The organism is Neobacillus solisequens, from assembly GCF_051233465.1.
Classification (GTDB): Bacteria; Bacillota; Bacilli; order Bacillales; family Cytobacillaceae; genus Neobacillus.
Window position 1 is genome coordinate 20,346 of record NZ_JBKFGJ010000018.1, and the last position, 12,147, is coordinate 32,492.

General features: G+C 37.9%; 13 protein-coding genes and 1 tRNA gene. 12 read left to right on the forward strand and 2 right to left on the reverse strand.

The window, feature by feature from the left end; all coding sequences use genetic code 11:
- Positions 1–2 precede the first annotated feature (2 nt).
- The 8 genes from ACI3K6_RS16750 (at position 3) to ACI3K6_RS16785 (ending at position 8,315) form a co-directional block, all read left to right on the forward strand.
- Positions 3–656 carry a YneB family resolvase-like protein gene (locus ACI3K6_RS16750; RefSeq protein WP_435555728.1) on the forward strand — a complete coding sequence of 218 codons (654 nt, stop codon included), beginning with the start codon at positions 3–5 and terminating at the stop codon, positions 654–656.
- Between the two features lie 72 nt (positions 657–728).
- The gene (locus ACI3K6_RS16755; RefSeq protein WP_335481063.1) at positions 729–959 is read left to right on the forward strand and encodes a DUF896 domain-containing protein; all 231 of its coding nucleotides are present in this window, start codon (positions 729–731) and stop codon (positions 957–959) included.
- A 238-nt stretch (positions 960–1,197) separates the two neighbouring features.
- Complete coding sequence (tkt, locus tag ACI3K6_RS16760) at positions 1,198–3,204, forward strand: transketolase (RefSeq protein WP_435555729.1); 2,007 nt, start codon at positions 1,198–1,200, stop codon at positions 3,202–3,204.
- Positions 3,205–3,406: 202 nt separating this feature from the next.
- Positions 3,407–3,847 (forward strand): sporulation inhibitor of replication protein SirA, encoded by a 441-nt coding sequence (gene sirA / locus ACI3K6_RS16765; RefSeq protein ID WP_435555730.1) that lies wholly within the window; start codon positions 3,407–3,409, stop codon positions 3,845–3,847.
- 78 nt (positions 3,848–3,925) lie between these two features.
- Positions 3,926–4,138, forward strand: coding sequence for a YneF family protein (locus ACI3K6_RS16770; RefSeq protein WP_335481068.1), 213 nt, complete (start codon positions 3,926–3,928; stop codon positions 4,136–4,138).
- Positions 4,139–4,351: 213 nt separating this feature from the next.
- Complete coding sequence (locus ACI3K6_RS16775) at positions 4,352–4,633, forward strand: hypothetical protein (protein ID WP_435555731.1); 282 nt, start codon at positions 4,352–4,354, stop codon at positions 4,631–4,633.
- 135 nt (positions 4,634–4,768) lie between these two features.
- A complete protein-coding gene (locus ACI3K6_RS16780) occupies positions 4,769–6,520 on the forward strand; it encodes an ABC transporter transmembrane domain-containing protein (protein ID WP_435555732.1) in 1,752 nt (583 codons plus the stop codon).
- 1 nt (position 6,521) lies between these two features.
- Positions 6,522–8,315 (forward strand): ABC transporter ATP-binding protein, encoded by a 1,794-nt coding sequence (locus ACI3K6_RS16785; RefSeq protein ID WP_435555733.1) that lies wholly within the window; start codon positions 6,522–6,524, stop codon positions 8,313–8,315.
- Between the two features lie 35 nt (positions 8,316–8,350).
- On the opposite strand, the gene ACI3K6_RS16790 is transcribed toward ACI3K6_RS16785, so the two are convergent.
- Positions 8,351–8,518, reverse strand: a complete 168-nt coding sequence (locus ACI3K6_RS16790) for an aspartyl-phosphate phosphatase Spo0E family protein (protein ID WP_335476466.1) — start codon at positions 8,516–8,518, stop codon at positions 8,351–8,353.
- Between the two features lie 254 nt (positions 8,519–8,772).
- Here ACI3K6_RS16790 and ACI3K6_RS16795 point away from each other — a divergent pair, with 254 nt between their 5' ends.
- Positions 8,773–9,480: a cytochrome c biogenesis CcdA family protein gene (locus ACI3K6_RS16795; protein ID WP_335476468.1), complete on the forward strand. Its 708-nt coding sequence runs from the start codon at positions 8,773–8,775 to the stop codon at positions 9,478–9,480.
- Positions 9,481–9,640: 160 nt separating this feature from the next.
- The gene (locus ACI3K6_RS16800; RefSeq protein WP_435555734.1) at positions 9,641–10,120 is read left to right on the forward strand and encodes a CcdC family protein; all 480 of its coding nucleotides are present in this window, start codon (positions 9,641–9,643) and stop codon (positions 10,118–10,120) included.
- 101 nt (positions 10,121–10,221) lie between these two features.
- On the opposite strand, the gene ACI3K6_RS16805 is transcribed toward ACI3K6_RS16800, so the two are convergent.
- Complete coding sequence (locus ACI3K6_RS16805; protein ID WP_435555735.1) at positions 10,222–10,647, reverse strand: DUF2621 domain-containing protein; 426 nt, start codon at positions 10,645–10,647, stop codon at positions 10,222–10,224.
- A 219-nt stretch (positions 10,648–10,866) separates the two neighbouring features.
- Between ACI3K6_RS16805 and ACI3K6_RS16810 the strand changes: the two genes are divergently transcribed.
- A tRNA-Sec gene (locus ACI3K6_RS16810) sits at positions 10,867–10,963 on the forward strand.
- Between the two features lie 139 nt (positions 10,964–11,102).
- Positions 11,103–12,056 carry a tyrosine-type recombinase/integrase gene (locus ACI3K6_RS16815; RefSeq protein ID WP_435555736.1) on the forward strand — a complete coding sequence of 318 codons (954 nt, stop codon included), beginning with the start codon at positions 11,103–11,105 and terminating at the stop codon, positions 12,054–12,056.
- Positions 12,057–12,147 lie beyond the last annotated feature (91 nt).

Here is a 12,147-nt window from a genome sequence, read left to right on the forward strand (position 1 = left end):
GAATGAAAGCTATTATTTATTGTCGTGTAAGCACCAATAAAGAAACCCAGGAGACTTCATTAGAACGACAAGAGGAAGAATTAATACAGCTCGCTAATTTCCATCAATTTGAGATCGTCAACATTATTAAAGAAAAGGCAAGTGGTTATGATTTGGAGAGAGATGGAATTCTTCAACTTTTAGAACATATAAAGGATCAAAACATTAATGCGGTATTAATTCAGGATGAAACAAGAATTGGAAGAGGTAATGCCAAAATTGCCATCTTACACTGTATTTTAAAAGAAGGAATTAAGCTTTTTAGTATTTCACATAATGGAGAATTACAACTGTCGGAATCAGATTCTATGGTCCTGAAAATAGTCGGTATGGTTGAGGAATACCAAAGAAAATTACATAATGTGAAAATTAAACGTGGCATGAAACGAGCTGTTGAGCAGGGTTACAAACCACAGAAAAACTTATCAAACCAAGGGATGAATTCTGGACGAGAAAAATTGGAGATGCCTATCGATGAAGTAGTTAGGCTTAGAAAAAATAAGCTCACCTTTGCTGAAATAGCAGCTACCTTAAGAGGTTTCGGGTATCCTGTTTCAAAAGCAACTGTTCATCGTAGATACCAAGAATATATGGAAGAACAAGAAGAAAATCAATAATCTTGTCATTGCCTCTTTTTTCTAGTAAAATCTGTTGTTATCTAAACAGATTTTTTGAAAGGAATGGGCTTTATGCTATCCAAAGAGAAAATTGCCAGAATTAATGTATTAGCCAGAAAAGCAAAAGCGACAGGCTTAACCGAAATCGAGGCAAAAGAGCAATCAAAACTAAGAAGTGAGTATCTTGCTGCATTTCGTTCCAATATGATTGATACTTTGACCAATACTACTATTATCGACCCATTAGGAAACGATGTTACTCCAGAAAAAATAAAGCGTATAAAAAAGAATAAATTACATTAATACACAAAATGCTGTCTTGAACAGATTAATTTTTCATCACAATGGATTATGTTTTAGATGAAAAACAATTTGTTCTTGGGCGGCTTTTTTACATAGATTAGTCACTTCTGTGTCAAAATAAAGAACAAAATGACTTTCCTAGCTTAATTTGTTGTAATGTGTTGAATAATATGTAGATGCACTATAATATTAATGATGTGTGCTTATAAATCCTATTAGATGAAGAAAGGATGTAATTATGTTTAATACTATTGACGATTTATCCGTTACTACGATTCGCACGCTTTCGATTGATGCTATTGAGAAAGCAAACTCCGGACATCCAGGAATGCCAATGGGTGCCGCTCCAATGACATATGCTTTATGGACACGTTTTATGAACCATAATCCTAAAAACCCTCATTGGTTTAATCGTGATCGCTTTGTTCTTTCAGCCGGACATGGCTCTGCCTTGTTATATAGCATGCTACACTTATCTGGATACAACTTATCTATGGATGATTTAAAACAATTCCGTCAGTGGGGTAGCAAAACTCCTGGGCATCCAGAGTATGGTCATACTGAAGGAGTTGAAGCAACTACCGGTCCACTTGGACAAGGTATTGCTATGGCTGTAGGTATGGCAATGGCTGAACGCCACGTAGCATCTGTGTATAATAAAGATCAATATGAACTCGTGAACCATTTTACATATAGTATCTGTGGTGACGGAGATCTTATGGAAGGTGTATCTGCAGAAGCTGCTTCCTTAGCAGGTCACTTGAAATTAGGACGTTTAGTCGTTCTGTACGATTCTAACGATATTTCACTAGATGGGGATTTAAATAAATCTTTCTCTGAAAGTGTGAAAGAACGTTTCCAATCTTATGGTTGGCAGTATCTTCGTGTTGAGGATGGAAACAACCTAGAAGAAATCTCCAAAGCATTAGAAGAAGCTAGAAATGATTTAGATAGACCAACGATGATTGAGGTTAGAACAGTAATCGGTTATGGTTCTCCAAATCGTGCCGGCACTTCTGGAGTACACGGTTCACCTCTAGGTGCCAATGAATTAAAGCTTACGAAAGAAGCCTATAAATGGACCTTTGAAAAGGACTTCCATGTACCAGAAGAAGTTTACTCTAACTTCCAAAAGCTTATCGTTGAAAATGGCGAGAAGAAAGAAAAAGAGTGGAATGACCTTTTTGCTCAGTATAAAAATGACTATCCAGAATTAGCAAAACAATTAGAGCAAGTTTTAAATCATGAACTTCCTGAAGGCTGGGACAAGGATGTACCTGTGTACTCTGAAGGAACGGCGTTAGCATCACGTGCTTCTTCTGGTGAAGTAATCAATGGAATTGCAAAAAATCTTCCAATCTTAATTGGTGGGTCAGCGGACCTTGCAGGATCCAACAAAACGATGATTAAAGGTTCAAAGGATTTCATGCCTGATTCCTATGAAGGCCGGAACGTTTGGTTTGGTGTCCGTGAATTCGCGATGGGTGCTGCTATGAACGGTATAGCACTACATGGTGGAGTTAAAGTGTTTGGTGGAACGTTCTTCGTGTTCTCTGACTACTTGCGCCCAGCTATTCGTCTTGCTTCATTAATGGGCTTACCGGTAACGTATGTCTTCACACACGATAGTATTGCCGTCGGGGAAGATGGACCTACCCATGAACCAATTGAACAGCTTGCTGCTTTAAGAGCAATGCCGAATCTTTCCATTATTCGTCCAGCTGACGGTAATGAAACTGCTGCAGCTTGGAAATTAGCTGTTGAGTCAACTAATCAACCTACTGCACTTGTACTAACTCGTCAAGATTTACCAACCTTAAAAGGTACCGATCAAAATGCTTATGAAGGAGTTTCAAAAGGTGCTTATGTCGTCTCCGCAGCAGAAAAAGAAACTCCTGATGCTCTGCTTCTAGCAACGGGATCAGAAGTAAGCCTAGCGGTTGAAGCGCAAAAAGCTCTTGCTGCTGAGGGAGTTCAAGTTTCTGTAGTCAGCATGCCATCATGGGATCGCTTTGAAAAGCAATCACAGGAATACAAAAACGAGATCTTACCGAAAAACGTGAAGAAACGTTTAGGTATCGAAGTAGGGGCATCTTTCGGCTGGCATAAATATGTTGGTGATGAAGGAGATGTTCTAGCAATCGATACATTCGGAGCATCTGCACCAGGTGAAAAGATTATGGAAGAATACGGCTTTACAGTTACCAACGTAGTTGCAAGAGTAAAAGCCCTTTTACAACAATAATGTAAAGCAAAAGAGAGAGTGGCTCATCACTCTCTCTTTTTGCGTATAATAATATTCTCATCTAATCTCCAGAGTGTGTTTATTGATATTGGATTCCTTGTAATCGACAAAAAAAGAAATAGTTTTTGCCACGGTAAGACAAATGTTTCTATTCTGTTTTTTTATAATAGATAAAAGGGAATCTAGCGAAGGAGAGGTCTGTGTGAGAAAATATCAGCTTTACTTAATAGAAGATGAATTTGCCACCCATTACTTCGGAAGAGAGCGAATATTTTTTCAGCTATTCCAGGAAAGTCAGCTAGCAAGCGGTGACCTCCAATTTATTATAAAAAAACAAATTGCCTATATTACGAAAAGAATTGAGGTCCTAAAAATCCACCAGCTTATTCAAAAACAGCTTGGAAGATTAAAGGGATATAAAGCAGATCATGGTGCATATACACTTGAATTAAGTGGAAAAATAAGTATGGCAAGAGTTCAAGTATATCAGGATTACATTCTAATGGAGGCACATGGAAGCTATGAGGCAGAGACGGCGTTTTTTGAAGTGCTCCGTAAATGTGAGTCTTCCTTTTTGGCAATCGATTTGGAACATGAACGATTTGGCTGGTTAAAGCCAATAAAAGAAAGAAAATTTGTCTAATTGCAACGAAATATTGTCTAAATCTGTTTTATTTAGTAAACTGTTCTATGGTAGACAACATGAAGGAGGAAATTTTTAATGGGTATGTACATTCTAGTTGGTATACTAGCATTAGCAGCTGGTGTAGCACTAGGATTTTTCATTGCTCGCAAATATATGATGAGCTATTTAAAGAAAAATCCGCCAATTAATGAGCAAATGCTTAAAACCATGATGATGCAAATGGGCATGAAGCCTTCTGAGAAGAAGATCAGACAAATGATGAATGCTATGAACAAGCAATCAAAATAAATGATTTAATTGCAATGGAGAGCTCTTATTCAATTGATTCTTTAGTGAATTGCAAATTAATCATTTTCCAAACAGAACCACTTTATCTGTATTTTTCAGATAAAGTGGTTTTTTCATTTTATAAATTTTGTCTAAATTGTTACATCTTTCTTAGATTGTAGGAAAGATTTACCATTATGTAGAAATAGGTAGAATGGATAGGAGGTGATAAAAATGAATAGTCAGGAATCAGCAAAAATTTGGCTTAATGAGATCTTGAAACAAGAGAAAGAGCTTAGTCAGAATAAAGCAATATTAAATCAAAGAAAAGCTGTCCTATTTATGAAAATAGAATTACTGACTAAATTAAGACATCAGCTACAAACCAATATGTTAGATATTTACCAAAATGAACTTGATGAGATTCAAGCAGAGATAAAATCAATAGATGAACGAAAAGTGGACCTTGCTTTAATTCATAAGCACCTTGAAGAGCAGTTTCATCTTGTAAAATAATTTCATTTGGACACCCTCGTTGAGGGTGTCTTTTCAAATGTACAGGTTTCTTAATCTTTATTATTTTGGAAATATTTGATAAAATAAAACCTCGGAATGCGAAATGTTTAGTTTTTTTGATTCGGGGGCGTTAGGGTGAAAGTATTTTTAGAATTGGGCTGGTTTTTTAAACAAGAGAAAAAAGCATACATAACTGGAATTCTCCTTTTATTATTGGTAGCGCTCTTACAGTTGGCGCCTCCAAAAATTATCGGTATTATTGCCGATCATATACATGAAGGAACTCTTACAAAAGGGATGTTGGGGAAGTGGATGCTCCTTTTAGTGGTCACTGGTCTTGCCATGTATATTCTTAGATATTTTTGGAGGATTATGATTTTCGGCTCTTCTGTCAAGCTTAGTAAGATTCTTAGGAATCGGTTATATCACCATTTTACAAACATGTCACCATCGTTTTATCAAAAAAGTCGTATAGGTGATTTAATGGCCCACGCCACCAATGACCTTTCAGCGATTCAGCAAACAGCAGGGGTAGGCGTATTAACTTTAGTAGATTCGCTCTCAACAGGGGGCTTTGTCATTATGGCAATGGCGTTCACCATCAGTTGGAAATTGACGCTTATCTGCCTTATTCCTATGCCTTTTATGGCTATGCTAACGAGCTGGTTTGGTACAATGTTACATAAAAGCTTTTATAAAGCCCAAGAGGCCTTTTCTTCCTTAAATGATAAAACACAAGAGAGTATAACTGGCATAAAGGTTATCAAGACGTTCGGTCAAGAAAAGGAAGATATTGAAGATTTCCGCAAACAATCAGAGGATGTTGTGCAAAAAAATATACTTGTAGCGAAGATAGATTCACTCTATGATCCGACCATCTCCATCATCGTAGCGATCTCTTTTTTCCTAGCCATTGTTTTTGGAGCTAAGTATGTTTTGAATAATGAATTAACGATCGGTGAGTTGATTTCGTTTACCACTTATTTGGGATTACTGATTTGGCCCATGTTGGCATTCGGCTGGCTGTTTAATATTGTGGAACGTGGTCGGGCCTCCTATGACCGTGTAGCTGCTCTATTAAGGGAAAAGGTGGAAATTTCGGACGAAGAAGGTGCCTTAGATCAAATGCCGCATGGTGATCTTCAATATCAGCTTAACGAATTTACCTATCCTGGTGAGTCACAACCTGTATTAAAAAATATTCATTTTACCTTAAAAAGAGGAAACACCTTGGGAATTGTCGGGAAAACGGGTGCCGGTAAAACGACAATGCTCAAACTTTTAATACGAGAATTTGAGGGACAACAAGGTGATATTCGTTTTGGTGATAAGATTCTAAGTCATTACCGCTTGGAAAAATTACGTGAAGCTATTGGCTATGTCCCGCAAGATCATTTCTTGTTTTCCGCAACTGTCGCTGAAAACATTGCTTTTACCAATCCAAGTGTACCGCAAGGGGTAGTTGAACATGCTGCTAAATTAGCCAACATCCATGAGGATATTCTTCAATTTACAGAAGGATATCAAACGGTGGTAGGAGAGCGTGGGGTTTCATTATCCGGCGGTCAAAAACAACGGATATCGATAGCTAGAGCCCTGCTAATGAATCCTGAAGTACTAATCTTAGACGACTCCTTATCAGCCGTTGACGCTAAGACGGAGGAAGCCATTCTTTCTTCATTGAAAGAAAACCGACAAGGAAAAACAACCATCATCACCTCACATCGTTTAAGTGCCATCCAACACGCCAATCTCATTTTAGTACTAGAAGAAGGAAAAATTTTTGAACGGGGTACACACGATGAGTTAATGACACTCAACGGTTGGTATCATGAAATGTTTATCCGGCAGCAATTAGAAGAATTGGTGGAGCATGGGGGGAGATAACATGGATGAAAAAATGGATCTATCGGGTAAAGAGCAAAGAAAGGTGTTATTTCGCCTACTTTCCTATACGAAACCACATAAAAAAGTGATTGGCTTTGCATTCTTTCTCCTATTGTTAACCACTGTTGGAGACATTGTGCTGCCAATTTTAGTGAAGATCTTTATTGATGATTATTTGACGCCTGGTAAGCTGGAGTTTAAGCCATTATTGATTCTCGGTTCAACCTATATGGGAATACAAATAGTCAAATCCATTCTATTATTTTTTCAATTGGTTAAATTTCAAGAAATTGCTTTGTTAATAATCCAGCAGCTTCGAATTGATGTGTTTTCAAAGGTTCAAGCTCTTGGATTGAAGTATTTTGATAAGACTCCTGCTGGAAGCATCGTTTCAAGGGTTACGAATGACACAGAGGCAATAAAGGATATGTTTGTAACGGTCATTTCAACATTTATCCAAAGCGGGTTTTTACTATCGGGAATTTTTATTGCCATGTTTATTTTGAATGTGAAACTAGCCTTGCTTTGTGTGATCATCATTCCAGTTCTGATATTTGTCATGGCATTATACCGAAAACTAAGTTCACGATATTATCTTGATATGCGAGAGCGTTTAAGCCAATTAAATGCAAAACTTAGTGAATCTTTGCAAGGAATGTCCATCATTCAAGTATTCCGTCAAGAAAAACGCCTTCGTAAGGAATTTGGCCATATTAATGAGTTGCACTATAATGCCGGCATGAAGAACATTAAAATTGATGGATTGCTTCTACGGCCCGCTATTGATTTAATTTATATTTTTGCCTTAATTATTGTGTTATCGTACTTTGGCATTACGTCCTTTGATACCACCATCAAAATTGGAGTTGTTTACGCGTTTGTCAATTATTTGGAACGTTTCTTTGAACCAGTTAATCAAATGATGATGCGACTTAGTCTGTATCAGCAGGCGATTGTGGCTGGCTCACGTGTATTCCGATTGTTGGATAACGATGAATGGGCCCCTAAACAAAATGAGGAGAAAGACCATACAATAAACGATGGAAAAATAGAATTTCGTAATCTAAGTTTTTCGTATGACGGGCAACGAGACGTGTTAAAAAATATTACCTTTACAGCTAATCCCGGAGAAACAGTTGCTCTTGTGGGCCATACCGGCAGCGGTAAAAGCTCTATCATCAATTTAATGATGCGGTTCTATGAGTATGAACGCGGTGATATTTTAATAGATGGCAAGTCCATTCGGGAGTATTCCAAGCATGAATTACGGGATAAATTAGGACTCGTTCTGCAAGATCCGTTTTTATTTTATGGAACGGTGATGGATAATATCCGACTTCATAACAAAACGATGACGAATGAGCAGATCAAAGAGGCAGCGAGGTTTGTTCAAGCACATACTTTCATTGAACGTCTGGATGATGGGTATAAACATAAGGTTGTGGAGCGGGGATCAACTTTTTCCAGTGGACAACGGCAGTTATTAGCTTTTGCGAGAACCATTGCCGCCAATCCAAAAATTCTCGTTCTCGATGAAGCTACTGCCAATATAGATACAGAAACGGAAGAAGCGATTCAGACAGCTCTAGCAAAAATGCGCAAGGGGCGGACGACGATTGCTATTGCTCACAGGCTTTCTACGATCCAGGACGCAGATTTAATTCTCGTCCTCCATCAGGGTGAAATTGTTGAGCGTGGAACTCATCAAGAACTACTGGCGCAGGGAGGGTTATATCATAAAATGTTCCTCCTTCAAAATGGGTTAGTAGAAAGGTTGGAAGATGCTGTAAACTAAAAGAAAAAGCCTGGGAGACCAGGCTTATACATATATTATGATGTGGCTTTGGCCAAATACCTTCGATTATACTCGTTAAGCAGATTGTCCAGTTCTTGGCTATATCGAATAGCAACGGAGGAAGTAAAGCCGTAGGAGTTTGCGACTTTAATTAATTCAGCTCGTTTTAATTCAATTAATGTGATTAATTCCTGTTTGATCACGGCCGACTTTCCTTTCCGAAAAATATCCTAGGCTTTGGAAAAAAAGAAAAAAATAGTTTTTTTTAACTAGGAACTGTTTACTAGTATAACCTAACTTGTAAATAATTTCAAAGTGGTTTGTAAAAAATTATCCAATTAAAAATATTTTGAAAAAACAAAATCCTCTGAGACACAAAATATTCATGGTAATCATTATCTTTTGTAGTCAAGTTTTGTTAGAATGAAAAGGTATCGACTATTATGGGAGTGTTAATATGTCAGATGTAAATATTTTTATGGCAGCAGGTGCCGGATTCATGAGTTTTATCTCCCCATGCTGTTTGCCGCTTTATCCTGCGTTCCTTTCATACATAACTGGAATGTCCGTCGGGGAATTGAAGGGCGAAAACGCCATGCTTCAAAAACGCAGCCTTTTACATACTCTATTCTTTATTATCGGCTTTTCCATCATTTTTATTGCCATTGGCTTTGGAACCTCCCTGCTCGGCAACTTTTTCTTATCGTATAAAGATTTAATTCGTCAGTTAGGCGCCATCTTTATTATTTTATTTGGACTAATGATCGTCGGGATTCTAAAACCAGAATTCCTCATGAAAGAGCGCAAAATTGAATTTAAACATCGTCCATCAGGCTATATCGGTTCGATTTTAATTGGGATGGCATTTGCAGCTGGTTGGACACCTTGTACTGGACCCATTCTCGGATTTGTTATTAGTCTTGCGGCTTCTAATCCTGGCTCAGGTTTGGCGTACATGATTGCTTATACCCTTGGCTTTGCTATTCCGTTTTTCATTCTATCTTTCTTTATTGGACGCATGAATTGGATAAAAAAGAACAGTGCGACCATTATGAAGGTAGGGGGATATATCATGATTGTCATGGGTATTCTGCTGTTCTTTGATTGGATGACAAAAATTATTCAAATCATCTCGCCTCTATTTGGCGGTTTTACTGGATTTTAAAACCATTTAAGGATTTCTTAAGTGGTTTTTACTTTAATTGCAATAACTTCCGTGGTTTCTTCAATGTTGGAAATGAATCGCAGTAAAAAATTTTTTCCAAAATCAATAATATGATATATAATGGGTAAGTAAATTTACAAATAAGGGAAGATTGGACACTATGAACTACGTTGTTATTTCTTCAGTTGGTGCCGTTTTTATGGGCTTCTTTGTTTTATTTGTCCGCATGAAGGCTGCCAAAAAACCAACCAATGTTAAAAAGATTATTTTACCGCCAATTTTCATGTCGACCGGAGCATTCATGTATGTAGTGCCACAGTTCAGATTGACCCAATGGGAAATCCTTGAGGCAGTTGTTGTCGGGATGTTGTTTTCTATTTTATTAATCAAAACATCTAAGTTTGAAATTCGTGACAATGATATCTATTTAAAGAGATCAAGGGCTTTTATCTTTATCCTTGTCGGATTATTAATTGTCCGTCTTGTTATGAAATCAATCCTCAGCAGCACCATCGACGTCGGCCAGCTCAGTGGTATGTTTTTCTTGCTTGCCTACAGCATGATTGTCCCTTGGCGGATTGCGATGTATCGTTCCTATATGAAGCTCCATAAAGAAATGCAAGGGATTAAGATGATATAAATATTAGGACACTGACTCTTTTTTGGCGTCAGTGTTTTTTATTTGTATTGTAAGTTATATTTCAATCTACATAGAAAAAACCGTTCAAGAGAGGTGAACGGTTAAAATAAATGTTCGTATGGCTTTACATCAATTTTGTTTTCGAACAGTTTCTTGCGTAAAAATTTATGGTCACGCTTTGGTGTGGCCTGAATATAGCCGCGAATCACCAGTTCCTCAGAAATTTTTGGAGCTTTTTCGTTAAGTGCTAACTCACCAATTTTACCGGCAATCTTATGTCTAGCCACATCACGAAAGAGTTCTGGAACCGGGCTGACTAAATCCTCAAGCAGCGCCTTTTCCTCGGACCCCCATAAGTGGCGTGATTCATTTACAAAATGCTCTTCCCAATCCATAACAGACTTGCCGTCTTCTTTGGGCATCTTCTTCAAAAACTTCCGAAACATAAAGTACCCGCCAATCCCAAATGAGAACACGAGGAAAAACACCCAAAATAAAATAAACCACATAAACCAACCTTGAAGCATGATTATTCACCTACAACCATTTTTCTTTTCTTTATTATAAAGTGTTCTTTGAAAAAATGACAAGTTCTTGACATTCATAGGTGGAAGGGGGCACTTAGACACACACCCTTTTCTCAAATAATAAAGTTGTCGGAAAAATGACAATGCAAACTAGTGTATTGATTAATACTATTTACCATTGTAATATAGTTTTTAGAAATGTTTTGCTAAATATATAATGGGGCTGAATGGGGTACTGGTGTCCTCCACAGTCTTCAAAACTGCTTGAGACCTGCGTGCCAGGTCTGGTGGGTTCGATTCCCACGCAGTCCCGCCAAACCAAGTTTTTCAATCAATCACTCAATTTCTCACCTCCACAGTCTTTTGCTCATTTTTGACGAGACTGAGAGTGACCGAGATGTTGAAACTGTGTTTGTTTAGAACCTTCAAATACAATCATTTGGAGGTTTTTTATTATGCGTAAAGGTACTAGAAAGCATGGTCGAGTAACAACAGTGAGAAAGGTTTCAGAGAGCTTTACAATGACGGAAATGTTTGAACGTTTTATGTGGTTCAAAAACTCTGAAGGTTTAGCTCCGAGAACAATTGAAGAATACCAGCTTCACTTTCAATGGTTGTTGGATTATCTGGCTCAAGACCTGTCAAAAGAGCAAATGACTCTTGAAGTGTTCCTCGAATGGATTGACTTCATGTTGAACGATAAAGGTCTTCAACCAACAACGGTCAACATTCGTGTTCGGACAATGAGAGCCTTCCTCCGTTGGTGTTACTTTGAGAAACTGATTGGCGAACCTGTTCACGAACGCTTCAAGCCAATGAAGACAGCAGAAGACACAATTGAAGCTCTGACCGTGGCTGAAATTAAGACTCTGTTGACCGCTTTTGACGAGTCAACTTTCGTTGGTTTCAGAGACAAGGTTATGGTAATGGTTCTGTTGGACTCGATGGTTCGTATTTCGGAGCTTCTTTCAATGAAGCGGAGCAATGTTGACTTCAAAACTGGAATTATCAAACTAGAAGCTATGAACACCAAGACTAGACGAGCTAGGGAAGTACCGCTTTCAACCAAGACCATGAGGCTTTTGAAGGGTTACATGCTTGAGTCAGAAGACTTTGGTGAAGACCTGTTGTTCCTTACATATGATGGAAGGGAAATGTGTTCAAATACTTGGAGGACTCGGTTGCATGAAGTCGCTGAAATTGCTGGGATAAAGAAAGCTGTTCGTCCTCATATTATGAGACACACTGGGGCATTGCTTTACATCATGAATGGTGGAGACCCTTTTAGCTTACAGAAAATACTTGGTCACTCTGATATGTCAATGACCAGAAAGTACATCCAAATGACAAATATGGACGTGAAGCGTCAACACAATTCCTTCAGTCCATTAAAGAACGTATTTAAGTAAAGCCTTTAGTCAAATGGGAGCTTTTTGCTCCCATTTACCTCATTTACCAAAAAAGGAAGGTAGTCTTTTAATGTTATTGAAATTTGTTATT